Consider the following 26,500-nt stretch of genomic DNA (forward strand, 5'->3'; position numbering starts at 1 on the left):
CGAATAATTCCATTCCGAATAAAGAATACTATGCCAAAACGCTGAACGGGGTGTCCTGATGCATGTACAACTGAAGCGGCGCATTTATATTACATGTATTCTTCTTACGGGTTTGTTTATTTTGCTTATGATTCGTTTGGCTTGGGTTCAGGGCATTCAAATCAACCGCACGATGCCAGGATTTCAACGTACCGTTCGTGAAATGTCTGTATTGCAGCGAGAGCGTGGAGTGGTACTGGATACGGGACGAGGACAGTTTACCGATTATAAGGGGCAACCCCTAACAGGCAAGCTGGAATGGGGGTTGGTCCTTTTTCCACATTCAGATCAAACAAGTCATGCATATCTATCCACAATGGCAAATTCGGAAGTTAAGGAATTGGCGGCTCTCTTACATACTGATGTGAAGTCGTTACAAAAGGAATGGAATCAAGGGAACGCACCCCATTTCTGGACAGCAGGTGCCAACCAGCCGAGTACGTTGACCGATTCTCAGGTTAACCGACTACGTGAATTGAGGGCAGACGGAGCGAGTGTGTATCCTCTCATGACACGTTATGGACAAGCAGCTACGGGCATGCAATGGTTGGGTTATCTTGCTGAACAGCCTGGGTTCTCGAATGTGCAGTCGGGTCACAAAAATGAGGTGAAGCAGCCTTTTGCCATGAAATCTGGAGCAGCTGGGTTGGAAAGAACAATGGAGCCTTTATTGATGGGCATTGGGCCTACTCTGTTAACACGCATGGTAACAGGTTCAGGAGAAGTTATTCCGGATATCCAACCACGCGTGATTGCCCCCTCCAATACACACTATCCATTGCATGCAGAGACGACGATCAATATCGATGTGCAGCAAGGGATAGAGCAGATTGTGAAGAAGTCCGGAATGAAGGAAGGAGCTATCGTTGTGCTGGATGCAGCCAATGCAGACGTACGTGCAATGGTTTCGGCACCGTTCTATAATCCGCAGCATGTAGACCCTAAACAAACGGCTTGGTCGAATCGTGCCGTGCAGGGGGCTGTACCGGGTTCCATATTCAAAATCGTTACAGCAGCGGCCGCGCTGGAATATCACGCAGTATCCAAAAGGGAGACTTTTCATTGTGGTGGCGAGTGGGGGAAATATGGTCTGTCCTGCTGGAAGGAGCATGGGCATGGGACATTGAATCTGGAGCAAGGGTTTGCCGAGTCCTGCAATATTGTATTTGCTGAAACTGCTCGTCGGCTCAGTATGGAGCAGTTGGAACGTACGGCAGATGCTTTGGGATTGGCACGTCCAGTTGGCTGGGAGGGAAAGCAAATCGCAGGAATGACGGTACTGCATCATTTTGATCATGAGGACGCAGGAAGAGTGAGACTGCCATCCGTCTCTCCTCTGGATGAAGGAGCCAAGGTACAGACGGCTATCGGTCAGCGGGACGTTCTGGTGACTCCATTACAAGCGGCTAATCTGATCGTTACGCTCTTGCATGATGGCAAGGTGAGTGCTCCACGCCTTGTTCAGCGTATCCGATATGCCGATGGCGATACGATGCTGGATATGCCGATGCATGATTCACCATCTTCGGCAGGACGGATCTCTCCAGCTACGGCGCATCAACTGTTATCTTGGATGAAGAAGGTTGTCAGTGACGGAACGGGAAAATCCCTGCAACATGCACGGTGGCAGGTGGCAGGGAAGTCAGGCACAGCACAGGTACAGCAGCATGGAGAGAAACGTAACCATCAATGGTTTATCGGGTATGGACCTACGGAACAACCCAAATATGCTGTAGCTGTCCTTGTCCAAAACGTTGCTCCAAGCAGCCGTCATCAAGCAACGGCGATGTTCAGAAAAGTGATGGACTATTTGGCTGAATCCTCATGATTACCGGGAGGAGCAGGTTCTTGCACCGAAGGCTCAGCATTCATACCAGAGGTGGTGCTACCCGGTGTGTCCATCACTAATGGGGAGGATTCGAATTCATCCTTCGGCAAGTGAATCCATTGCTGGAGATATCCTTGTTGCAGTAGTTCTTTGAGCAGAATCAGCAGCACCGGAGACAATACCACACCGGCCAGACCAAAGACAGAGAGCGAGATCAGCATAAAAGAAAGCATCAAGTATGCGGAAGAGACTCCGATTGAATTACCCGATATTTTGGGCTCCAGCAGTTGGCGTGTCAGCATGGTTACAGCAAGGACTACAATTAAGCCAATCGCAAGGCTGCTATTTCCCACAATGAACAGATACACAATCCACGGAATGAATATAACTGGAACACCAAGCAAAGGCACAAGGTCAAAAACGGCGCAGATGGCTGCGATGGTGAAGGCATTGGCAGTTCCAAGAATCAACAAGCCTGCATAAATCAATACAAAAGTAATCAGCATCATAATCATTTGGGCCTTCAAATACGAACGGATCGTCTTGAACACATGATTACGCATAAATTCAAGAGCCAGCTTCAACGTTTTTGGTGTTTTGGCCCGGGCAAATTTCCTCCAGGATTCAATCTCGATACTGAGAAAGAACGCGAGAATAATGGCAATCCCGAAATTAGTAATAAAGGAAGAAAATGAACTGAGAAAACCGATGACGATTTGTGCACCACTGGTCACCCATTTGGACAGGAATCCGGTCAGTGTAGCAAAATAGTCACTAACCTTCTCGGTTATTCCGTCAGGTAAAGCATCGGACTTGTCCTGAATAAAATAAACCAGATTGGTGAATTCACGCTGGACCATCTCGATATAATAAGGAAAATTATCCTGCAAATTAGAAATTTGGGATACGATAATTAATCCCAATCCAAAAAAGGCAGCAACAATAACAGCAAGAAACAACAAAACCGAAATAGCGGCGCCCAAGGTTTTGGGCAATCCTTTGCGGTGCAGAAATCTTGCCAGGGGTTCGATCATCCAATACACTATAAATGAAAGAAAAACTGGCGCAGCCAATTGATATAATCGACTGAATCCGTACATGATAAAGTACACGGTTAATACGAGCAGCGCAATGTCAAAGACGGTGCGCCCATATTTTTTGTAAAGCGGCAGCATGGGCAGGGCTCCTTTGTTGGTCATTAAGGTAAAAATTAGGATGCATTTATTGTACACGATAGCTATCTTTTTGGGAAAAGAGGATTCAAGAAAAGGCTGAATTATGATAAAATTAAAGGCGGTTTATTTTGGTTAGTGCTATATTATGGCACGGTAATTCAGCAAGAGAAGCGGGGAGTTTGTAGCATGACAAATTTACTTCAGAGCATATTACTGTGGTTATTGTACATTTCATCGTTTTACGCCTTTATTCCGAGTTTAGTTAGCAGATTTTTCGGTTTTCGTGTGTTCAGGCGCGGGAGAAGTGAGACGGAGTTTTCCTTAACCTTTGATGATGGGCCGGACCCGGAATACACACCCAGATTGCTTGATTTACTACACCAGTATGGGGCAAAGGCAACGTTTTTTGTAGTCGGGGAGCATGCAGCCCGTCATCCCGAACTCATTCAGCGTATACATGAGGAAGGTCATCTTCTCGGAATTCATAATTATATTCACAAAACGAATTGGTTGATGCGGCCGCGTACGGTTCGAGATCAGATTCAACGAACAGGTCAGATTATTCAGGAGGTTACGGGGGTAAGAACTTGTTATTATCGTCCACCGTGGGGGATTATGAATCTGTTTGATTTTTTCAGTAAAAAAGATCGTCGGATTATTCTGTGGTCGTCCATGTTTGAGGACTGGAGAAGTAGTGTAGGCGTTGAGAAATTGACAGAACGAATGTTGAAGGAGCTAAGGGGCGGAGAGGTCATGTTGCTGCATGATCGAGGGACTACCCTCGGCGCTGATGCACACGCGCCGGAGCAGATGCTCCAGGCGCTCGAAGTCGTATTGCAGGAGGCAAACAGGCAGCAGTTGCACAGTGTACGCATCGATACGTTGATGGGAGGCGTTACGGTGAGCGAACCTAAAAGTACAAATCAACCACAAACACATTTATCCCCTTGGAAACGGATGGTTGTTGCTTTGTGGCTAGGGTGGGAGAAGTTGTTTCATTGGGTATACCATCTGCATACCGCGTCACCGGAGGACCCATTGCTGCATTACCGCTCCCGCGTATATCATGGAGCATTGGTTGAAATGAATGATGGTCATGTGATTCGTAACGGAGATCCGGTTATTGAACTTCATTTTGATAATAAAAAGCTTTTCGATCTAGGTATGACTTCACGCTCAAGTATGCATCTGGCCATTCGCATGATTCGGGCCATGGAACAGCAACTTCCTGATTTGGCCCGGCAGGTCGCACTTGAACCTGAACTTCGTTCAGCCAAGGCTCTATACGGTGTGAGCATGATTAACCGGGGACCGGAGAAATTCGGGTTTACGGTTCGGGAGTTGGCTCCTGGGCCGTTCAGTTCTGCATCCAAAGTGTATCTGAAACTTCTGCTAAGCGTCATTCATCCGGCAGGAACGAAACGTCTGAAGCAGCGATCCGAACAATTGGTTCCAAAAATGATTGCCATGCCGCTTGACGTGTTGCTGGATCGATATGGTCAGCACGCATTGGTAGCTGCAACGGCGGAACAGTCCTCTGAGGAATTGTTGGTTCCTGAACAGGATCTTGTACCTGAACGAAACTGATTGCGAAATGAATAAAGAAAAGGGTTGCCCTTCGCCGAAGTCGGCTGAAGAGCAACCCTTTATTTATGTTTCCGATATAGAAATTCACCGGATATCTCATACTTGAATTAGATACTCAGTACGCCGCCGTTGCTTGCATTCGTTACCAGTTTGGAATAACGAGCGAGGTAACCGGTTTTTACTTTCGGTTCAAAGCCTTTCCAACCTGCGCGACGACGTTCGAATTCTTCGTCACTGATATGCAATTCGATGATGCGGTTGTTCAGATCAAGTTCAATGATGTCTCCTTCTTCAACAAAAGCGATTGGACCGCCTTCAGCAGCTTCTGGAGAGATATGTCCGATACTGATTCCGCGGGATGCGCCAGAGAAGCGTCCGTCGGTGATCAGACCTACTTTGGCACCAAGGCCCATACCTACGATTTGGGAAGTAGGAGCGAGCATCTCAGGCATACCTGGTCCGCCTTTTGGTCCTTCATAACGGATAACGACAACATGTCCTTCTTTTACCTTGCCGTTTGCAATGCCTTCGAGCGCTTGTTCCTGGGAGTCGAAGCAAATAGCAGGACCTTTGTGATATCCACCAACCGAAGCGTCAACAGCACCAACCTTGATGATGGCGCCTTGTGGTGCAAGGTTACCAAACAATACAGCCAAGCCGCCTTTTTCGGAATGCGGGTTATCCAGGTGGTGGATGACATTGGTATCTTGGATTTCCTGACCTTCAACGTTCTCACGGATCGTTTTACCTGTTACCGTGATACAGTCGCCATGAATTGCACCTGGTTTCTTGAGCAATTCGTTCAGAACTGCACTTACGCCACCCGCATTGTGAACGTCTTCGATGTGAAGATCGGAAGCAGGTGCCAATTTGGCCAAGTGAGGAACGCGGTTAGCAACTTCATTGATTCGCTCGATTGGATACTCGATGCCTGCTTCATGAGCCAGTGCCAATGTATGAAGTACCGTATTCGTGGAACCACCCATAGCCATATCCAGTGCAAAAGCATTGTCGATGGCTTCTACAGTAACGATATCGCGTGGTTTCAGATCCAATTTGATGAGTTCCATCAGTTGTTTAGCGGATTGTTTAACAAACTCACGACGCTCAGGAGCAACAGCCAGGATGGTTCCGTTACCTGGCATAGCCAGTCCCATCGCTTCAGCCAGACAGTTCATGGAGTTCGCAGTGAACATACCGGAGCATGATCCACATGTTGGACAGCCGAACTGTTCAAGTTCAAGCAAGCTCTTATCATCGATTTTACCAGCTTGATAAGCACCTACGCCTTCAAAAACGGAGGTCAAGGACAGAGCTTTACCATTGCTGTCACGACCTGCCTTCATTGGACCGCCGCTGACAAACACGGTAGGGATATTACAGCGGAGTGCGCCCATCATCATACCTGGTGTGATTTTGTCACAGTTCGGGATACATACCATGCCGTCGAACCAGTGTGCAGATACAACGGTTTCCACGGAATCCGCAATAATGTCACGGCTTGGCAGCGAGTAACGCATACCAATGTGTCCCATGGCGATTCCGTCGTCAACTCCGATGGTGTTGAATTCGAATGGAACGCCACCGGCTTCACGAATAGCTTCCTTTACAATTTTACCGAATTCCTGCAGGTGGACATGGCCGGGCACGATATCGATGTAAGAGTTACAAACGGCAATAAATGGTTTGCCAAAGTCCTCTTCTTTAACGCCCGCTGCGCGGAGCAAACTGCGGTGCGGTGCACGGTCAAAACCTTTTTTGATCATATCGGAACGCATCTTCTTGGCTGACATGGTGTATTTCCCCCCAAATTTATAATATTGAGCAACATGAATGGAAATATAAATGGCAGTGCATCTGTCGTTTAATTTCATCCGTACTCTAAAAAAATTGACCAGTGATACTGGTTTCGAGCTTCCCGTAGTTTGTGAAGTTCTTTGCTGCTTTAAACCCGTGAACAACCCGGTTTTTCTATAGAGTCTATCACAACCGTCGTCATAATTCTACAATTCAATAGAAAGAAGCTTCAATCCATTAGTGGAATGAAGCTTTCTTGATTTGATGCACTGCATCAGGTGATCTTTCACCGCTACCTATGGGGATAGACTAACTGCTCCCGCCTTTGCGGCCAATCTCCCGATAGAATTCTTTATTATGAGTTTCTGAAGTTGCTTCTCCACCCTTGCGTCCAATTTCCTTATAGAACTGAGAATCATGCGCATCTGAAGTCGCTTCTCCACCTTTTTTACCTATCATTTGGTAGAAGCTCCGATCATGCTTTTTGGATGTAGCCTTGCCACCTAATCTACCCGCTTCCTCGCGACTCATTTTGTGTTCAGACGTCTGTGGACGTGCCATTACAAATCACTCCTTATATCATAAGTAGATTGTTGTAGCGCGTATTCCTACTTACCACAACATTTCCAGCCTGAAACAAGTCGATTTGAATGGAAAGGAGCAGGATTTCAGTTTATCTAAACCAGGATGCTGAACGTTTTAATACCCCCTGATGGTTGAAGTGAAAGCGGGAAATATCGGGCTCAATGAGAGGCCGAAAGGCATGACGGACGGCTGGGTGGGCCAGCGTTATAGCGAACAGTAACGCAATGGAGACAATCACCGGAATGTACAAGCTGGTCTCCATATAGTTGTAAACCCCGGACCAGACCGCCAAGCGAACGAGAAATCCATGTAAAAGGAACACATACAGAGTGCGTCGTCCCAATTCAGTCAATCTGGATGTTAATGAAGGGACCCAGGCGAGAAATAATGCTCCTGATCCAATTTCAAGTGCATAGATTCCGAGGCGGTAAATTCCTGCAAACCACTCATGATGTCCAAGCTCTGCGTAAGTCATGCTTCCCAGTAACCAGCCTGGTGAAATGTTGAACCCTCCGAGTCCAATCCAACCAAGAAGAGCAGCAGATAACGTAGCTGCAATTCTTCGGCCCCAGCCGGATCGCAAATGGGAGCGGATGGACGCTCCGTAGTCATACCCGATAACAAAGAAAGGAAGGAACACAAACGTTCGGCTGAGGCTCAACCAGAAACCATCAATGGGTAAATATCCGGCACATACTCCCAACATCACGGCACCCAGTAATCTATAGATCGGTTTCCAGGAGAGTGTAAGACGAAGCAACAGCCGCCAGCAGAAATGACTTGCCAGAAACCAGAGCAATAGATAAGGTGCAAAGAAAGACAAACGCATATGCGGTGTGTGGAATAGGGTGAAATCCATTACTGCATACAGAGACTGAAATAGAAGGTACTGTAATGCAATTTGCTTAAGTACATTGCGGCCAGATGTACCTTTGAGTGAATGTCTGGCAAAGTAGCCGGTTACCCATACAAACAGCGGCATGTGAAACGTATATATCCACAGAAACAGAGCCTCTGCTCCTGCAAAACGCGTAATGATTGGTTCGAGAGCATTGCCTGCTAGTACACAGACAATGAGCATGAAGCGCAAGTTGTAAAAAAAGGAATCCTGATCTTTGTGAATGATGGTCGGTTTGTTCATGTTGTAGCCCCCCCTGATAACCCTTGGCGATTGCAATCTGCTTCTGTAATAAGGGTAATATGGATGTGTAACATTCATTGTGATATATTTCACAAGAGTAAGCGCTATCCTTTCTCAAAGCTGTGACAACAAAATGAACGCTCCGGGATTGACAACGGTTGCATAGAGGCTGACAATGGGGAAAGAAGATGAGAAATTGTAAATATAAGGAGGGGAGAATTCATGTCGACGAATACCCGCCCTAGCCCTGAAATTGTTACGTTTGGCGAAAGCATGGGTTTGCTGACAGCAAAGGATACAAGAGGTCTCGAATATGCAGCGACATTAGACAAATCATTTGGCGGCGCAGAGAGTAATCTGGCTATTGGTGTATCCCGGCTTGGGCATACCAGCGGCTGGTTTGGCCGCCTGGGTAATGATCCGATCGGTAACATGATCTTGAAGGCAATTCGTGGTGAAGGTGTAGATGTATCCAGAGCAAGGATGAGCGACAAAGAGCCCACTGGTTTGATGATTCGTGAGAACGCTTCCGGGAAAGCTTCGGTGCACTATTATAGGAAGCTATCCGCTGCAAGTGCGATTACTCCTGAAGACCTGGACACGGATTATATTGCGGGTGCGCAAATCCTTCACGTTACAGGCATCACCGCAGCAATAAGCGCGTCGGGACTTGCTACTGTTGAAGCTGCTATACATATAGCTAAGCAGGCTGGTGTGAAAGTGAGTTTTGATCCGAATCTGCGTCTTAAACTGTGGTCAGCTGAAGAAGCGCGTCCTGTTCTGCTTCGTCTGGCTGAGCTAGCGGATTATTTCTTGCCGGGTCTGGACGAAATGAAACTTCTGTATAACGAAGAAGATGATCAAAAAGTACTTGAGCGTTTGTCCGCCATGAATGCAGTCTGTATCGTGAAGGGCGGCCCTGATTTGACCTACGTATTGGTGAATGGTACCCTAACGGAAGTTCCGTACTTCAAGGCAGATCATGTCTTGGATACGGTTGGGGCAGGAGATGGATTCTGTGCGGGCTTTTTGTCCGGCCTTATCAAAGGATATTCTCCGCAGGAGGCTACCCGTCTCGGGAATTTGACCGGTTCCATGGTTATACAGGCTGTTGGCGATTGGGAGGCGCTCCCGACGTGGGAGCAGGTCGAGGCCAAGCTGAACAATGTAGCTCATGTTGAGCGCTAGTCGCTGCTGATATCATATATGTCTCATCTTCGTTCATTAATGTAAGGCTTGTAATAGACAACCACATTGACAAGGGAGAGAATGAAATGAAGAAGCTTCAGCTGCTACAAAAAATAACGGATAGTGGGGTTGTTGCGGTTCTGCGTGCAGATTCTGCTGATCAGGTTATCGCCATGGCCGAACAAGCCATCGCGGGTGGCATCAAGATTATCGAGATTACGATGACGGTGCCTAGTGCCCTCAAAGCCATCGAGAAATTAAGCCGTGTATACCATTGGAACACACAAGATCCAGAGAAATTTGCCATTATTGGAGCTGGAACAGTACTTGAACCTCAGACAGCGCGTGCCGCGATTATGTCAGGTGCCGAGTTTGTTGTGGGTCCTTCCCTGAACCCGGACACTGTGAAAATCTGCAACCTGTACCGGATTCCGATTCTTCCAGGGGTGATGACCATTGCGGATGTTCAACGTGCATTGGAACTTGGCGTGGATATTGTGAAGTTGTTTCCCGGTAATCTCTACGATCCGTCCATTATCAAAACGATGAAGGGACCTATGCCACAAGCGAATTTCATGCCGACTGGTGGGGTGTCCTTGTCCAATCTAGGTGACTGGATTAAGGGAGGCGCCGTTGCTGTAGGTATTGGCTCGGACCTTACAGCGGAAGCAGTGAAGACGGGGGACTTGAGTCATGTTCGCCGCAAAGCGGAACAATATATGGATGCTTACCGCAAGGCCAAGGCTGAATAGCGATGAATGATGAAGAAGGGGAGCCTCAGGAATGAAGGCTCCCGTTCTGCAAGCCGCGGCACCTGCGGAAGTGCAGAAAGGTGATGAACGTTGAGAAACCGATATAATACAGGGCGCAAGAAGAGGGGCATCGGGAAATTCCTGCTCGTTCTTCTGGCGCTCATTGTCATTGGATGTGGGTTTGTGGCCTGGAAGCTGTTTACGCCTTATGGACCACAGGAGATGGCTCAGACAGCCATGGAAACTGCAAATCAGGTGACTGTAACTGAAAAAGACAACTGGATTGATTTTGTACCGGACAAATCTGTTGGGGTGAGTGTTATTTTTTATCCAGGTGGATTGGTTAAACCGGAAAGTTATGCACCTCTTGCCCATGAACTTGCGGCAGCAGGACATCATACCATTATTGCAAAAATGCCTTTTAATCTGGCGGTAATCAAGCAGAATCTCGCAGATGATATTATTAAAGCCTATCCAGATGAACAATTTGTTATGGGAGGGCATTCTCTTGGTGGATCAATGGCAGCACGTTATGCGGCTTCGCATCCAGATGCACTTCAGGGCATCTTTTTCCTGGCATCTTATCCGGATGAAAAAGGCAGTGTGAAGTCACTGGGGATACCCGCGTTATCCATCTTGGGTACGAATGACGAAGTTGTGAATGCAACAAAGTATCAGAATGGTCGGGCATATTTGCCAGAAGATACGGTGTATTACACCATTGAAGGTGGTAACCATTCTCAGTTTGGTGACTATGGCCACCAGAGCGGTGACGGCGAAGCTGGGGTCAGTGAAGAGGAACAACTGTCTCAAACGGTTAAAACGACTGTGGGCTGGCTGGATACAATCAAGTAAGCTGCAATTTCAACGGTGAATGGAACGAATCCATAGCAGATGGGAACTGGGGGTGATACGTATGTCCATGCTTCAAATTCATGGTAAGCAAGTTACCTGCCGAGGCATTCTATTTGATAAGGATGGAACGCTGCTGGATTTCTTACAGCTATGGGGGCCGTGGGCGGATTCTTTGCTGAATCAGTTGGAATTACAGCTGTCAGAGCTTGGGGCCTCGTTCACGGTGGAGCGTGAGCAAGTTCTGGGTACGGTCCGCAATCGTGAAGGTCATCTGATCGGATATGATCTTCAAGGGCCATTGGCTATTGCCACAGTGGACGAGAGCAACGGTTTGCTTGCAGGGCAGTTGTATGCAGCAGGCATGCCTTGGAATGAAGCAATCACTGCGATCCGCCGTTTTTCCAGTGTCGCCATGGGTGAGGTACGGCAGAGAAAAATGGCTGAATCGCTGCCTGGACTAAATGTATTTTTGCAGAGCTGCAAGGAAGCATCGATTCCCATGGCAGTCGTCACTTCGGACAGCACAGCTGCTGCCGAGGAACATCTGGAGTGGATGGGCATCCGGTCGTATTTTACATCGGTTGTTGGAAGTGACCGGGTGACTCGGGGCAAACCGGATGGAGAGGCTGCGGTTCTGGCTTGCCGGGAATTACATATTCTTCCTGAAGGGGCTGTTGTGATCGGTGACAGCAATGGGGATATGCAGATGGGACGTAACGCAGGGGTGTCCTATAGGATTGGTTTCTGTCCAGAAATCGAGAGAAGCCACTATTTACATGACGCCGATGCCATTATCCAAAATTATGATGAGTTAAAAATCATCTCTGAATATTCTTCACAGGGGTGATCTCATAAAGGAGGAGAGAGGATGAACGCAACAGAACAACTGGCTGCCTGGATTAAGGAAAGTTCAAATATTGTTTTTTTCGGAGGGGCCGGAACTTCAACGGAAAGCGGGATTCCCGACTTCCGCTCTGCCGCTGGCTTATACCAGACAGAGCAGCATTCACCCTACCCACCGGAAGAGCTGCTGAGCCGACATTTTTTTGATCAGCATGCTGATATTTTTTATGATTTTTATCGAGGCAAAATGCTTCATCCCGATGCGATGCCCAACGGCTGCCATCGACTGCTCGCCAGATTGGAGCAGGAAGGAAAACTTCAGGCGGTTATCACGCAAAATATCGACGGGTTGCACCAGAAGGCTGGCAGCAGCAATGTCCTGGAGCTTCATGGTTCGATCCATCGAAACGCTTGTATGGATTGCAAGAGATTTTACGGGTTGGATGACATTATTACGGCAAAAGATACGGTTCCTCGTTGCACTGCATGTGGTGGCGTGATCAAGCCGAATGTCGTGCTGTATGAAGAAGAACTGGACCAGACGATATTATATCGTTCGGTTGACGCACTGTCCTCGGCAGATTTGCTGCTGGTTGGTGGAACTTCACTAACGGTGTATCCTGCCGCACAATTGATTACGTATTTTCAAGGGAAACATACGGTCTTGCTTAACGCTACACCTACGGCTTACGACAGGCGAGCTGATTTGCTGATTACAGACCCTATTGGTGAGGTAATGAATAAGGTGGACCAGCTTCTTGGTTAAACGTAAGTCGACATAGTCCGAATAACCGCATTCTCCGGCATACGGACCGGGAACTAGAGGCGGAACCTGGGGAAAGAAGGGATTCATGATGGTCTACGTAGCCAGCGATGCACGCTACGAAACAATGAAATACAACCGCGTTGGACGTTCAGGTTTGAAACTGCCAGCGATTTCACTTGGGTTATGGCATAATTTTGGTGGCATTAATAATGCGGAGAACGGCCGAAATATGATTACCCGTTCGTTTGATCTGGGCATTACGCATTTTGACCTTGCCAACAATTATGGTCCGCCGGCAGGTTCGGCAGAGCAGTTATTCGGTCAGGTTTTGGCACAGGATCTGAAGCCATATCGAGATGAACTCGTCATCTCCACCAAAGCCGGGTACTATATGTGGCCTGGACCTTACGGTGAGTGGGGTTCTCGTAAAAACCTGGTTTCCAGTCTCAATCAGAGCTTGAAGCGCATGGGTCTCGATTACGTAGACATCTTTTATTCTCATCGTTATGATCCCGAAACACCTCTGGAAGAAACCATGATGGCGCTGGACCATATTGTTCGTTCCGGCAAAGCATTGTATGTCGGCATCTCCAACTATCCTGCAGAACAGACGAAGCAGGCGGCCGAGATTCTCAAAGGTCTGGGTACACCTCTGTTGATTCATCAACCCAAATATTCAATGCTGGATCGCTGGATTGAGGATGGGCTGCAGGATGTACTTGATGAGTATGGAACAGGCAGCATCGCTTTTTGTCCATTGGCACAAGGCGTGCTCACCAACAAATATCTGAACGGTATTCCAGAAGATTCACGTGCCAAGGGCCCGTCTGTGTTTCTGAATGAGAACAACATCTCGCCAGAGACATTGCGCAAAGTGCGTGCTCTGAACCAGATTGCAGCATCACGTGGTCAGAGTCTGGCCCAATTTGCTCTGGCCTGGGTATTGCGTGATGGCAAAGTAACCTCTGCGCTGATTGGTGCAAGTCGTCCTTCGCAGATTGAAGAGAATGTGGCTGCTCTCAGCCAGTTGGAATTCTCCTCAGAGGAATTGGAGCGCATTGAATCGATTCTTCGTCCAGAACCGGATCATAAATAAAGTTCAAAAGGTGCATCTTAGCCATAATGGCGGGATGCACCTTTTTTGTCTTTTATTATTTATGCTGACCTAGGCGATAGGAGATCCTACATTTGATTACAGGATTATCGCTGGTTCGGTGGTACTTGGCGTGTCGCTTGATGCAAGGGCCTGTTAAGAATGTTCTCCCTGTACAGACTAGGGGCTTCCCCGTGGAATCGTTTGAACTGTTTGGAGAAATACAGCGCATCTGGCAACCCCACGGAGGCCGATACCTGTTCAATGGACAGATCCGGACGTTCCCGCAGCAGCTGGCGCGATTTGTCGATCCTCAGTTTAAGCAGGTAGGTAACTGGTGATAGTCCGGTTTCCTGTTTGAAAATGCGGGACAGGTAAGCACGGTTATAGCCAAGACTGGCCGACATTTGCTCAATCGAGACAGGGTAGGCATATTGAGTAGACATGTATTGAATCATCTGTTTTACAGTTCGTCGTATGGAAGATTCACCTGGTACTAAGGTTTGCCCCTGAGAAAGGTGATTTTGTGCCTCGGCTAGAATCATATATAACGTACCCAATGATGTAAAATGAGAGCTTTCTTTTCGCTCGGCAAAAGCCGTCTGCATCACGGATAACCAATCGGAAATACCGCAGGAAGGACCGGCATGAAAGACGGATTTTTCCGGACGGAAACCTGCTTCCTCTATATGTTTGGCAGTCTGGCTGCCGGTAAAGGCCATCCAGCGGTATTGCCAGGGATTCCGGGCATGGGATTGGTAGCTTACAAGCTGCCCTGGTTGAATAAGGAAACAATCTCCTGCGGATAGTTCGTAGGTATGTAGTTCAGTACGGAACGTACCGGCTCCTTTTTCTACATAATGCAATAGATAATAATCGTATAGCTTCGGGCCAAGGGCGTGACCGGGAAGGGTCTGGCTTGCCCCTGCAAAGAGGACATGCAATGCCCCTTTTTCATAATAAACAGGATTGGAGGCAACCGAGTAGCTGAGTGCTCCACTTTTGCCAGAGGTTTCCGGAATTTGTTTTATCGGATCCCCCGTTAGACCTTCCTTACGTTGTTCAGTCATGATGACATTCCTTTCCTTCCTAGATGTTCCATTCATTATACGTCGAAAGGTCACATTTATCCATATGGAACACACATGGTTGCATTTCAAGAGGAACCGCCTTCTTGTATAATAACATTAAGAAAACCAACAACATTGAGATGGGGTGCAGCAGCAATGAACATAAATGAATTGAAACAAAAGTTTATTGACAAGTACGGAGAGAGTGGAGCGGACATCCGTGTGTTCCATGCCCCTGGGCGGGTGAATCTGATCGGTGAGCACATTGACTATAACGGGGGGTACGTGCTTCCGGCTGCGCTTGAATTCGGTACCACTTTGATTATCCGTGAGCGTGAGGACAACAAGTTGCAGTTGGCTTCCACGAATATGCCCTATGAAGGAACGCTGGATACGTCCTCCATTGGCAAAGAGAAAACAGGGGAATGGACGGATTACCCGGTAGGCGTCATGGTTGAACTGCAAGGCAAAGGCGTAAAAGTAACCAAAGGTTATGACTTCCTCTATCATGGAGAAATTCCGAACGGCGCAGGACTTTCCTCTTCCGCATCGCTGGAGGTTCTTACCGGGTTTGCTATCCAGTCGCTTGAAGGTTTGAATGATATTGATACGGTTCAATTGGCGCTGCTGTCCCAAAAGGCAGAGAACGAATTCGTTGGTGTCAACTGTGGCATCATGGACCAGTTCGCTGTAGCTAATGGAGAAGAGGATCATGCGATCCTGCTGATGTGTGACACCCTTGAATATGAAAAAGTACCATTCCGTACGGGTGCCTACAAGCTGGTCATTGGTAACACGAACAAACGTCGGGGGTTGGTGGACTCGGCTTATAACGAACGTCGCTCCCAATGTGAGCAAGCACTTGCCATTTTAAAAGAACAACTGCCTGCACTGAACTATCTGGCGCAACTTACACCTGAACAATTCGTTACACTACAGGATCACATCAAGGATGAGAAGGTAAGACAGCGTGCCCAGCACGTCGTGGAAGAGAATGCACGTGTACTTGCATCAGTGGATGCACTGCGTGATAACGATCTGGAAACCTTCGGCAAGCTGATGAATGCTTCTCATGAATCCCTTCGTTATCTATATGAAGTGAGCTGCGAAGAGCTGGACGTGATGGTTGAAGAAGCTCAACGGATTCCAGGCACTCTAGGTGCACGCATGACAGGAGCAGGATTCGGTGGATGTACGGTATCCCTTGTGCATGAGGACGATGTAGAGCGTTTTGTAAGCGAAGTTGGAGCGGCATATGAAGCACGCACCAGTCTCAAAGGCGAGTTCTATGTATGCGGAGTAGGCGACGGCGTTAAAGAATTGAAGGAGGCGAAGTAAGATGGCGATTTTGGTGACAGGTGGAGCAGGATATATTGGTTCTCATACGGTAGCGGCTTTGTTGGAGCGTGGCGAAGAGGTAGTTGTACTGGATAACTTGCAGACAGGGCATCGTGAAGCTCTGCTGGGCGGAAAATTGTATGAAGGTGATCTGCGTGACAAGGAACTTCTGGCGAAGCTGTTCGCTGAGAACTCCATTGATGCAGTCATCCACTTTGCAGCTAACTCACTGGTTGGCGAGAGTATGAAAGATCCTGTGAAATACTATGACAACAACGTGTTTGGCACATTGTGCCTGCTGGAAGCGATGAATGCAGCGAATGTACGTCGCATCGTCTTCTCCTCCACGGCTGCTACTTACGGCGAGCCGGAGAAAGTGCCGATTGAAGAGAGCGATCGCACAGAGCCTACGAACGTATATGGTGAAACCAAGCTGATGATGGAGCGCATGATGTCTTGGTTCGATAAAGTACAGGAAATCAAATACGTCTCCCTTCGTTACTTCAATGCTGCCGGAGCCCATGATAGCGGCAAAATCGGTGAAGATCACCAGCCGGAGAGTCATCTTATCCCACTCGTACTGCAAACGGCATTGAAACAACGTCCACACATCGCCGTGTTCGGTGACGACTACGCGACAGAAGACGGAACCTGTGTACGTGATTACATCCACGTAAGTGATCTGGCGGATGCGCATCTGCGGGCCGTAGATTATCTCCGTAAAGGGGAGAACAGCAACGTGTTCAACCTGGGCAACGGTCAAGGCTTCTCTGTTAAACAGGTTATTGAGACGGCTAAGAAAGTAACCGGACTGGATATTCCGGTTGTACAGGAACCACGTCGTGCGGGTGATCCAGCTGTACTGGTGGCTTCGTCTGCCAAAGCAAGATCCGTACTGGGTTGGAATCCAAAATGGACCAATCTGGAAGATGTCATTCAAAGCGCATGGAGCTGGCATCAGTCCCACCCTGACGGCTACGGAAAAAACTAGGAGGCGAACATCGATATGTCACAGACTCAACTTGCAGCAGGTGCCACAGAGCGGACACCGGAGCAGCAGGAAGCACTGCATGCCATTGAACGTCTGGTAGCATTTTCCTTGCAGAACAAATTGATTGAAGAAGCGGATCGGGATTACAGCCGTAATCTACTGCTAGAACAGTTTGGGTTCTCCGAGCCGTATGCTGGAGTATTGAACGAGACGGTGTTGGATGGACCCCAACCATTGCTGGATACGTTAATTGATTATGGGTTCACCATTGGACTTATTCCTGAAAATAGCGATACGTTCCGTGATTTGCTCGATGCAAAAATTATGGGTCAATTGATGGCACGTCCATCTGAGGTGGTGCGCGCATTCCGTCATACGGAGCAGACCGAAGGCATTGAGGCGGCTACCTCGCAATTTTATGAGCTTTCAATTCATTCCAACTACATTCGGATGGACCGTATCTCCAAGAATGTGTATTGGACACAGGATACAGCTTATGGAGATATGGAGATTACAATCAACCTGTCCAAGCCGGAGAAAAGTCCAAAGGAAATCGCGATGGCAAAGCTGCTTCCGCCTCCGGTATATCCGAAATGCCAACTTTGTCGTGAAAATGTGGGCTATGCGGGACGGGTCAACCACCCGGCCCGTCAAAACCTACGTGTCATTCCTTTGGAATTGAACGGCGAACCTTGGTTCTTCCAATACTCGCCATACGTGTACTACAACGAGCACTGTATTATTTTCCATCACGATCATGTGCCGATGAAATTAACGAAGGATACGCTGCGTAGGCTGCTGGCTTTCGTGGGGGAGTATCCGCATTACTTTATCGGTTCCAATGCCGATCTGCCTATCGTTGGCGGCTCCATCCTGACTCATGACCATTTCCAGGGTGGACGCCATACCTTTGCCATTCAAAATGCGAAGCCAGAGGCGGTATTCCGCCACGCTGGTTCACCGGGCCTTACGCTCAGTCTTGTGAAATGGCCAATGTCCGTACTGCGGCTGGCCTCACAGGATCCGGCGGAGTTGCTCGAAGCGGGGAATGCCGTTTATGAAGCATGGAAGGTGTACAGCGATTCTACGGTGGAGATTGAGGCCTTCAGTGAGGTTGACGGAGAACAGATTCCACACAATACAGTGACTCCAATCGTTCGTCGCAGTGCAGACGGAGGATATGAGATGGACCTCGTTCTGCGGAACAATCGTACGAATGATGAACATCCCGAAGGGATTTTCCACCCTCACCGTGAAATGCATCATCTGAAGAAGGAGAACATTGGACTCATCGAAGTGATGGGGCTTGCAATCCTGCCAGGTCGTTTGAAAGAAGAGCTGGACAGCATCGCGGATATTCTCTCTGGGGATACCAAACTTGCTGAGGCGGCCAAAGCTTCCGAACATGTGTTGAACAAACATCTGGGCTGGGCAGAAGAACTGATCGAACGTTTCGGTCCCAACCTGAACAAGGAGCAAGCTGTTGCGCTTGTGCAACAGGAAGTCGGCTTGAAATTCGCCGAGATTCTGGAGCATGCAGGTGTGTACAAATATGATGAGGCGGGACGTCAAGCCTTCCGTCGTTTTGTAAGCAGCATGGGATACACCGAATAGTAGTCAACTAACCAAAACACCCGCCCAATCATGAGCGGGTGTTCTTGTCGTTCTTGACATTTGTGTGCATTGGAATGAACTACCGAGCCAGTTATAATAGAGGGAAGTCCTAGAGTACCACAATGAATTGAGGAAATGGGGTTAATAATATGGAAAAGAAGGCATTGGATATTCCGTTGATCACAGATGCTGAGGAACTGCAAGGCATGGTGGGTGAACCGCATGAACATGTGCGTAACAAGGCAATCTCATTTGTGGATTCACATGTTCAGAACTTTCTATCCATATCACCATTATTTTTCCTCTCCACGTCCGATCGTGATGGGAAAAGTGATGTGTCACCCCGGGGCGATGGAGCGGGATTCGTAAAAGTTTATGATACATATCGGCTCATCTATCCCGAACGCCCGGGCAATCGGCGGATAGACTCCTTGTTGAACATTTTGTCTAACCCTGGTATTGGCATGCTCTTTTTGATTCCGGGTCTGAATGAAGTGCTGCGCATTAATGGTACAGCGTCCATTACCAAGGATGAAGAATTTATCGCGAGTATGGGCTGGACCGGTAAAACGATTGGTGCGGCTGTCATTGTGGATGTGGAAGAGTGCTTTATCCATTGTCCGCGGGCATTCAAACAGGCTGGATTATGGGCCTCAGAAACCTGGGTGGATGCTGAAGATTTGCCTTCAACGAGCGAGATGTTTCGAGCCCACTTGCAAATCAACGGGTTGTTATAAAGTGAGTGACTATGGATTTGTTTTTCTATAAACGGGGTACTATAATTGGAGTTGCACTAAAAAATTCTAAACTCCATTGGAGGCGACAATAGATATGAGATCTTTTCAATTTTATAATCCAACCCGATTGATTTTCGGTAAAGGTCAGCTGGAAGCACTGAAAACTGAAGTGCCGAAATACGGCAAACGGGTTCTGCTTGTATATGGTGGCGGCAGTATCAAACGCAGCGGTTTGTACGATCAGGTGATCGGTTTGCTGAAGGAAGTTGGAGCTGAGGTTACGGAGTTGGCTGGTGTAGAACCGAACCCACGTCTTTCGACGGTTCACAAAGGCGTAGACCTTTGCAAAACGAACAATATTGACCTGATTCTCGCTGTAGGCGGCGGCAGTGTACTGGACTGTGCCAAAGCGATTGCCGTAGGTGCCAAATATGATGGTGACATGTGGGATTTTGCCCAGCGTAAAGCCGTTGCACAGGATGCTCTTCCGCTCGGAACCGTGCTGACAATGGCTGCAACTGGCTCGGAAATGAATGCCGGTTCGGTTATCACGAATCAGGATACACAGGAGAAGTTGGGCTGGGGCAGCGCGTATTCGTTCCCTGCGTTCTCAATTCTTGATCCGGTAAATACATATACCGTTCCTCTGGACCAAACGGTTTATGGCATGGTTGATATGATGTCCCACGTACTGGAGCATTACTTCCATCTGGATGCCAACACACCGGTTCAACTCGGATTCTGTGAGACGATTCTGCGCACAGTTATGGATGCAGCCCCTCGTTTGGTTGAAGACCTGGAGAACTATGAACTGCGTGAAACGATTCTGTACTGCGGAACGATGGCATTGAATGGTGTACTGAACATGGGTCTCGCTGGTGACTGGGCTACTCACAATATCGAACACGCGGTATCCGCAGTGTATGACATTCCGCATGGCGGAGGGCTCGCGATTCTGTTCCCGCATTGGATGAAGCATAATGTGGACGTCAATGTGGATCGTTTCAAACGTCTCGCGATCAATGTGTTCGAAGTTAATCCTGAAGGTAAATCGGACAAACAGATTGCTGAAGAAGGCATCGAAGCGTTGAGCAAATTCTGGACATCCATTGGTGCGCCTAACCGTCTGGCTGATTATGATATCGATGACAGCCAAATCGAAGTGATGGCTGACAAAGCCATGCTCTTCGGCCCATTTGGTAACTTCAAAAAATTGCAACGTGAAGACGTTGTATCTATCTACAAGGCTTCTCTATAAGAATAAAACATAAAAACACAGCGATGTGTTCTTGAACCGCACGTCTCCTTTAACGGAGATTTGCGGTTTTTTTGTTGTGAATAAGAGCGAATTGGAGAATGTTCTAGGAACTGGACCATTTTTCAACCAGAATAACCATTATCGGGTCTAGGAACCAAATGAGGAAAGATTTTGAAACATAACAGTGGGTTGCTACGTATTTATTTACATGAGGAATGCCCAGTTGGATGGAATTGCGGCAGAAGAGAGGAGGAACGGGGAATGGAGTCAATCTATTGGGGGTGTCTAATCGGAGGAGCCATATTTGCAGTCGTCAGCCTTGTGCTAGGTGACTTGATTGATGGCTTGCTGGACGGGGCCTTTGAATTGCCAGGCCTTGATTTTTTCAAACCTGTTGTGCTGGCTGGTTCCATAACAACCTTTGGCGGAGCCGGTATTATGCTGACACGTTATAGCTCGATAAGTGCGATTTCGGCACTGATACTATCCCTGCTTATAGGTATTGCTGCAGCCATGCTGGTATTCTTTGCATATATCAAGCCGATGCGTAACAGTGACGTTTCCATTGCGTTTTCCATGAAAGAGCTATCTGGGAAAATTGGAGAAATTACCATTCCGGTACCGGAAAAAGGTTTTGGTGAAGTCATGATCAAGATTGCTGCCGGTAATACGGTGCACACGGCATCCAGCTTTGAACATCGTCCCATTGCGGCGGGAGCGCGTGTTGTAGTTGTGGATGTAACCGAAGGCGTGCTGCGTGTGTCGGAATGGGATGAAGATGTACTTAAAGATGTTTAAGGTAGTTTAACCGTTAGCAGTGTAAGCAGTCATGTATGAATAAGGGGAGAGATGTGGAATGAGTGATTTGAATTTGGATATGGATGTATTGTTGATTCCTGCAATAGTTGTCGGTGTTATTCTGATTCTTGGTTTGGCGTTCTGGGCGAGGTACAAAACGGTTGGGCCGGATGAAGCCATGATCGTTACGGGTTCATTCCTTGGAAGTAAAAATATTTCCGACGATGACTCCGGACGCAAAATTAAAATTGTTCGTGGAGGCGGCGCATTTATCTTGCCAGTATTCCAGCAGTCAGAGTTTATCTCACTGTTGTCCCATAAGCTGGACGTTTCCACACCGGAAGTATACACGGAACAAGGCGTACCGGTCATTGCCGATGGTGTCGCCATTATCAAGGTCGGAAGCTCAATAGAAGACGTGGCTACTGCAGCCGAGCAATTCATTGGTAAGCCGGTAGAATCGTTAAGAGGCGAAGCACAGGAAGTTCTGGAAGGGCATTTGCGGGCCATCCTCGGAACGATGACGGTGGAAGAAGTATACCGTAACCGCGATCGCTTCGCGCAAGAGGTTCAAGGTGTAGCTGCCAGGGATCTGAAAAAAATGGGACTGCAAATTGTCTCTTTTACCATCAAAGATGTTCGTGACAAACAAGGTTATCTGGATGCCCTCGGTAAACCGAGGATAGCAGCCGTCAAGCGTGATGCTGAAATTGCGGAAGCGGAAGCGATGCGGGATGCACGTATTCAGAAGGCCAATGCAGAAGAGCAAGGGCAAAAAGCCGAGTTGCTGCGTGATACGAATATCGCTGAAGCTGCAAAAGAGAAGGAACTGAAAGTAGCGACGTTTAAGCGGGATCAGGATACTGCTAAAGCAGAAGCGGATCAGGCTTACCATATCCACGAAGCGCGTGCGAGACAAACCGTGGTGGAGGAAGAAATGAAAGTTGAACTCGTTCGTAAAGAACGTGAGATTGATCTGCAAGAGAAAGAAATTATCGTACGTGAGAAGCAGTATGATGCTGAAGTGAAGAAAAAGGCAGAAGCGGATCGTTATGCGGTGGAGCAGGCTGCCGAAGCGGATAAAGCCAAAAGAATGCGTGAAGCCGATGCGGTACAGTACTCCATTGAAACGCATGCAAAAGCTACTGCGGAGCAGAAGCGTCTTGAAGGGCAGGCTATGGCGGATGCAGAACTCGCTAAAGGTACAGCGGATTCAGAGGTTATTCGTCTGAGAGGACTTGCAGAAGCGGAAGCGAAGGAAAAACTGGCCGAGGCGTTCCAAAAGTTCGGCGAAGCTGCCGTGCTCGATATCATCGTCAAAATGCTGCCTGAACTTGCTGGTAAAATTGCGGAGCCGATCTCTGCGATTGATAAACTGACTGTTGTGGACACAGGTAAAGGTGAAGGCGCCACTCGTGTAAGCAATTATGTAACTGAGCTCATGGCGACGGCCCCTGAGATGCTCAAAAGCGTTTCCGGCATTGATGTGGAGCAGTTAATTAAAGGCCTCACCAAACCTAAAACACCAGCACCGGTTGCTATCCAACAGAGTGAACCTGTAACGACTCCCTCTATAATCGATAAGATTGTGGAAAAAGCTGGAGTTGACGAGTAAGACAACGAATTATAAAGCAGTCATGCTCTATTGACCTTAAGGCGAATTTTTGTTACTTTTTAAGCGAGACGTCCGGCGCGGTTTGCCCGCTTCCGGATGTCTTTTCTTTCTTACTAGGGTGTGACTGAATCACACCTAAGATGGTGTGAAAAAGAGGTGCAAATATTGAGTAGCCTGCAAGTAGCCAAAGCGCTAAATAATAATGTAATTATTGCACAGCATCCTGAACATGGAGAAGTTGTCGTGATTGGTAAAGGCATCGGCTTCAATCGGAAAACAAATGATATTATTCCACTGATGGCTGTGGAGAAGATGTTCATTTTGAGAAACCAGCAGGAGCAGGAGCAGTATAAACAGCTTCTTCCACAAGTGGATGAAGCATTGATCGAAATTATTAACGAAGTCATTACGTATATTGCAGAACGTACGGACGTTCCTTTAAACGAACATATTCATATCGCACTGACCGACCATATTTCTTTTGCATTAAAACGGAAAGAACAAGGGATTGTTATCCAGAATCCGTTTCTATATGAGACCCGTGAAATTTATCCTGACGAATATCGTATGGGTGAATATGCGGTTCGTTTGATTAAAGAAAAACTGGGCGTAGATCTAGGAATGGATGAAATCGGTTTTATTGCGCTTCACATCTACAGTGCCATGACCAACCAAAATATTTCCCAAGTTCGCGAGCACTCGCAATTGATAACTGATTTGGTGAGCCTGGTGTCCACCCAACTGGATTATTCGTTTGAGACCGAGTCACTGGATTATTCCCGGTTACTGACTCATCTTCGATTTGCCTTGGAGCGTGTCCGTCGGGGAGACAAAGTGGAAGAAATCCACAAATTGGATTCCCTGTTGAAGTTAGAATATCCTGAAATGTACTCGCTTGCATGGAAACTAACGAAGGTGATGGAAAAAAGGTTGAATCTCCCAGTGTATCCTGCGGAAGTAGGTTATTTGACCATTCATTTGCAGCGCTTGAATCAAAGGAAAGAAGAAGAGAGTAAGTGAAAAAATTCCATCATTGGAATTCTGGTTCGACAAATTTCGTGTAAAGGCTTGCATCGTTTTTGAAGTGGTGCTACAATGGTCTCCGTAATCAAGCAACTGAATAAACACAAACGACGTGTTACTGATTCGATCAGGCATGAGTTATCTAGAGCGTGATTGTTCTTACCTTATACCGGGTATGCTATACCCGAAGGTTGGACCAATTTGCTTTGTTAACTCGTGCCTTTTTTGTTTTCCCTTGCTTGCTTCACAACATAAAAATTTAAAAGAAAGGGTGGATACGACGCAATGTTTAAAAAGCTTTTTGGTGTATTGCAAAGAGTAGGTAAAGCTCTCATGTTGCCCGTAGCGATTCTTCCAGCAGCAGGTTTGTTGCTCGGGATCGGTAACATGCTTGTAAATCCGGATTTTCTGCAATATGCTACAGCGCTAGATACCCCATGGGTAAGCTCGATCGCGACGATTATGATGAATGCGGGTCAGATCGTATTTGATAATCTGGCATTACTGTTCGCTGTCGGTGTAGCCGTCGGGCTGGCCGGAGGCGAAGGTGTCGCAGGTCTTGCGGCCATCATCGGTTACCTGGTCATGAATGTGACTTTGGGTACGGCTGTTGGTGTTACGCCGGCCATGATCGGTGAAGTACCCGGTTATGCCAGCATCTTGGGTATCCCTACATTGAGTACTGGCGTGTTCGGAGGTATTATCATAGGTATTACCGCCGCGCTATGTTACAATCGATTTTTCAAAATCGAACTGCCGTCTTACCTCGGTTTCTTTGCAGGTAAACGTTTTGTCCCAATTATCACTTCAGTCGTTTCCCTCTTAATCGGGTTGCTTCTGGTGATCATCTGGCCTCCAATTCAAAATGGGCTGAATGCTGTATCTCACTTCATGGTAGATACAAGTCCGACATTGTCGGCGTTCATTTTCGGAGTGGTAGAACGGTCACTTATTCCGTTCGGTCTGCATCACATTTTCTATTCACCATTCTGGTTTGAGTTCGGTGAATATGTGAACAAAGCTGGAGATGTCATTCGTGGAGACCAGCAAATCTTCTTCAATCAACTGCGTGATGGTGTGAACCTTACAGCGGGAACGTTCCAAGTTGGTAAATTCCCGTTCATGATGTTCGGTTTGCCAGCTGCGGCGCTTGCGATGTACCATGAAGCAAGACCGGAGCACAAAAAGTATGTTGCAGGGATCATGGGATCAGCTGCGCTGACTTCGTTCCTCACAGGGATTACAGAACCACTGGAGTTCTCATTCCTGTTTGTAGCGCCAATCCTGTTTGCAGTACACTGTATCTTTGCAGGTTTGTCTTTCATGACGATGCAAATTCTTGGAGTCAAAATCGGGATGACATTCTCCGGTGGATTTATTGACTTCCTGATCTTCGGAATTATCCCGAACCGCACGCCGTGGTGGGATGTTATCATCGTAGGTTTGATTCTTGCAGTGATCTACTATTTCGGATTCCGATTGATCATTCGCAAATTCAACCTCAAAACACCAGGACGTGAAGAGGCAACTCCTGAAACTGCCTCGGGCGGTGGAGGCTCAAGTTCAACGGATGATCTACCTCACAATATTCTTGCTGCTTTCGGCGGGCAAGATAATATCAAACATCTGGATGCTTGCATTACTCGTTTGCGGATTGAAGTAAATGAGAAATCCAGTGTAAATAAAGATCGTTTGAAACAATTGGGTGCATCTGGCGTACTTGAAGTGGGTAATAATGTACAGGCCATCTTCGGTACACGTTCAGATACGATTAAATCTCAAATGCAGGATATCATTGCAGGACGGACACCGGCACCAGCTCCAGCAGCTGTGGCTAAGCCAGCTCCTGAACAGGAAAAGGCGCAAGGTGAAGAAGGTGAACGTATTATTAAGGAAGACATCGTTATGCCAGTTAACGGCGAATTGATGGATATCACAAACGTTCCTGATCCGGTCTTTGCTGAGAAAATGACAGGTGATGGCTTTGCTGTTCTGCCTCATGATGGCAAAATTACTTCTCCTGTATATGGTAAGGTGTTTAACGTATTTCCAAGCAAACATGCCGTGGGCATTATGTCTGACGGAGGCAAGGAAGTACTTGTTCATATAGGTGTCAACACGGTGAAGCTGAAAGGTCAGGGCTTTAACGTGCTTGTGCAGGAAGGCGACCTGGTATCGGCAGGACAGCCGATTATGGAAGTGGATCTGGAGTATGTGAAAGCTAATGCTCCGTCGATCATCTCTCCGATCATTTTCACCAACCTGCCAGAAGGCTCGACAGTAACGCTTACGAAAAGTGGGTTACTGAAAATTGGCGATCAGCCGATTATTGAGATAAAATAAGAAGTGTTACGACGATGGCAAGCAAGTGTAAATATATGCAATGCCTAAACTAAATTATTGAAAG

General features: G+C 47.5%; 21 protein-coding genes and 1 pseudogene. 17 read left to right on the forward strand and 5 right to left on the reverse strand.

The features are described 5' to 3' along the window. Window positions 1–58 precede the first annotated feature (58 nt). Entirely contained in the window at window positions 59–1,867 is a 1,809-nt protein-coding gene (locus BLV50_RS19490) for a peptidoglycan D,D-transpeptidase FtsI family protein (RefSeq protein WP_177031219.1), read from the forward strand. On the opposite strand, the gene BLV50_RS19495 is transcribed toward BLV50_RS19490, so the two are convergent. Then, the gene (locus BLV50_RS19495) at window positions 1,846–3,042 is read right to left on the reverse strand and encodes an AI-2E family transporter (protein WP_064635866.1); all 1,197 of its coding nucleotides are present in this window, start codon (window positions 3,040–3,042) and stop codon (window positions 1,846–1,848) included. The two genes, BLV50_RS19490 and BLV50_RS19495, sit on opposite strands and share 22 nt — an antisense overlap. A gap of 186 nt (window positions 3,043–3,228) precedes the next feature. Between BLV50_RS19495 and BLV50_RS19500 the strand changes: the two genes are divergently transcribed. Continuing rightward, window positions 3,229–4,629: a polysaccharide deacetylase family protein gene (locus BLV50_RS19500; protein ID WP_072734753.1), complete on the forward strand. Its 1,401-nt coding sequence runs from the start codon at window positions 3,229–3,231 to the stop codon at window positions 4,627–4,629. Between the two features lie 107 nt (window positions 4,630–4,736). On the opposite strand, the gene ilvD is transcribed toward BLV50_RS19500, so the two are convergent. The 3 genes and pseudogenes from ilvD to BLV50_RS19515 all read right to left on the reverse strand — a co-directional run bounded on the left by ilvD (window position 4,737) and on the right by BLV50_RS19515 (window position 8,152). After that, window positions 4,737–6,422: a dihydroxy-acid dehydratase gene (gene ilvD / locus BLV50_RS19505; RefSeq protein WP_063566857.1), complete on the reverse strand. Its 1,686-nt coding sequence runs from the start codon at window positions 6,420–6,422 to the stop codon at window positions 4,737–4,739. 316 nt (window positions 6,423–6,738) lie between these two features. Continuing rightward, window positions 6,739–6,987: pseudogene (locus tag BLV50_RS19510) on the reverse strand (KGG domain-containing protein); the annotation flags it as partial. A gap of 112 nt (window positions 6,988–7,099) precedes the next feature. After that, window positions 7,100–8,152 (reverse strand): acyltransferase family protein, encoded by a 1,053-nt coding sequence (locus tag BLV50_RS19515; RefSeq protein WP_090809495.1) that lies wholly within the window; start codon window positions 8,150–8,152, stop codon window positions 7,100–7,102. A 222-nt stretch (window positions 8,153–8,374) separates the two neighbouring features. Between BLV50_RS19515 and BLV50_RS19520 the strand changes: the two genes are divergently transcribed. The 6 genes from BLV50_RS19520 to mgrA all read left to right on the forward strand — a co-directional run bounded on the left by BLV50_RS19520 (window position 8,375) and on the right by mgrA (window position 13,652). Next, window positions 8,375–9,340 carry a sugar kinase gene (locus BLV50_RS19520; protein WP_090809497.1) on the forward strand — a complete coding sequence of 322 codons (966 nt, stop codon included), beginning with the start codon at window positions 8,375–8,377 and terminating at the stop codon, window positions 9,338–9,340. An 86-nt stretch (window positions 9,341–9,426) separates the two neighbouring features. Then, window positions 9,427–10,092 carry a bifunctional 2-keto-4-hydroxyglutarate aldolase/2-keto-3-deoxy-6-phosphogluconate aldolase gene (locus BLV50_RS19525; protein WP_063566860.1) on the forward strand — a complete coding sequence of 222 codons (666 nt, stop codon included), beginning with the start codon at window positions 9,427–9,429 and terminating at the stop codon, window positions 10,090–10,092. Between the two features lie 90 nt (window positions 10,093–10,182). Next, entirely contained in the window at window positions 10,183–10,947 is a 765-nt protein-coding gene (locus tag BLV50_RS19530) for an alpha/beta fold hydrolase (protein ID WP_090809499.1), read from the forward strand. 61 nt (window positions 10,948–11,008) lie between these two features. Next, a complete protein-coding gene (locus tag BLV50_RS19535; protein ID WP_090809501.1) occupies window positions 11,009–11,794 on the forward strand; it encodes an HAD family hydrolase in 786 nt (261 codons plus the stop codon). A gap of 21 nt (window positions 11,795–11,815) precedes the next feature. Next, the gene (locus tag BLV50_RS19540; protein WP_090809503.1) at window positions 11,816–12,556 is read left to right on the forward strand and encodes an NAD-dependent protein deacylase; all 741 of its coding nucleotides are present in this window, start codon (window positions 11,816–11,818) and stop codon (window positions 12,554–12,556) included. A gap of 88 nt (window positions 12,557–12,644) precedes the next feature. Next, window positions 12,645–13,652, forward strand: a complete 1,008-nt coding sequence (mgrA, locus tag BLV50_RS19545; RefSeq protein ID WP_063566864.1) for an L-glyceraldehyde 3-phosphate reductase — start codon at window positions 12,645–12,647, stop codon at window positions 13,650–13,652. 104 nt (window positions 13,653–13,756) lie between these two features. On the opposite strand, the gene BLV50_RS19550 is transcribed toward mgrA, so the two are convergent. Continuing rightward, entirely contained in the window at window positions 13,757–14,719 is a 963-nt protein-coding gene (locus BLV50_RS19550) for an AraC family transcriptional regulator (RefSeq protein WP_063566865.1), read from the reverse strand. Between the two features lie 156 nt (window positions 14,720–14,875). On the opposite strand from BLV50_RS19550, the gene BLV50_RS19555 reads away from it, so the two are divergent. From BLV50_RS19555 to ptsG, 9 genes are all read left to right on the forward strand, one after another. Beyond that, on the forward strand, window positions 14,876–16,057 hold the full coding sequence (locus BLV50_RS19555) for a galactokinase (protein WP_090809505.1): 1,182 nt from the start codon (window positions 14,876–14,878) through the stop codon (window positions 16,055–16,057). 1 nt (window position 16,058) lies between these two features. After that, window positions 16,059–17,048: a UDP-glucose 4-epimerase GalE gene (gene galE / locus BLV50_RS19560; protein ID WP_064635876.1), complete on the forward strand. Its 990-nt coding sequence runs from the start codon at window positions 16,059–16,061 to the stop codon at window positions 17,046–17,048. Between the two features lie 15 nt (window positions 17,049–17,063). Then, entirely contained in the window at window positions 17,064–18,662 is a 1,599-nt protein-coding gene (locus tag BLV50_RS19565; protein ID WP_090809507.1) for a UDP-glucose--hexose-1-phosphate uridylyltransferase, read from the forward strand. A 149-nt stretch (window positions 18,663–18,811) separates the two neighbouring features. Then, window positions 18,812–19,399 (forward strand): MSMEG_1061 family FMN-dependent PPOX-type flavoprotein, encoded by a 588-nt coding sequence (locus tag BLV50_RS19570; RefSeq protein WP_090809510.1) that lies wholly within the window; start codon window positions 18,812–18,814, stop codon window positions 19,397–19,399. Window positions 19,400–19,493: 94 nt separating this feature from the next. Continuing rightward, window positions 19,494–20,657: an iron-containing alcohol dehydrogenase gene (locus tag BLV50_RS19575; RefSeq protein ID WP_063566869.1), complete on the forward strand. Its 1,164-nt coding sequence runs from the start codon at window positions 19,494–19,496 to the stop codon at window positions 20,655–20,657. A gap of 261 nt (window positions 20,658–20,918) precedes the next feature. Further along, the gene (locus BLV50_RS19580) at window positions 20,919–21,455 is read left to right on the forward strand and encodes an NfeD family membrane protein (protein WP_063566870.1); all 537 of its coding nucleotides are present in this window, start codon (window positions 20,919–20,921) and stop codon (window positions 21,453–21,455) included. A gap of 58 nt (window positions 21,456–21,513) precedes the next feature. Further along, entirely contained in the window at window positions 21,514–23,070 is a 1,557-nt protein-coding gene (locus tag BLV50_RS19585) for a flotillin family protein (RefSeq protein WP_177031220.1), read from the forward strand. Window positions 23,071–23,235: 165 nt separating this feature from the next. After that, window positions 23,236–24,090, forward strand: coding sequence for a glucose PTS transporter transcription antiterminator GlcT (glcT, locus tag BLV50_RS19590; RefSeq protein WP_063566872.1), 855 nt, complete (start codon window positions 23,236–23,238; stop codon window positions 24,088–24,090). A 288-nt stretch (window positions 24,091–24,378) separates the two neighbouring features. Beyond that, the gene (gene ptsG, locus BLV50_RS19595; protein ID WP_090809512.1) at window positions 24,379–26,436 is read left to right on the forward strand and encodes a glucose-specific PTS transporter subunit IIBC; all 2,058 of its coding nucleotides are present in this window, start codon (window positions 24,379–24,381) and stop codon (window positions 26,434–26,436) included. Window positions 26,437–26,500 lie beyond the last annotated feature (64 nt).

Origin of the sequence: Paenibacillus sp. 276b (assembly GCF_900107875.1) — a bacterium.
GTDB classification, from domain to species: domain Bacteria; phylum Bacillota; class Bacilli; order Paenibacillales; family Paenibacillaceae; genus Paenibacillus; species Paenibacillus marchantiae.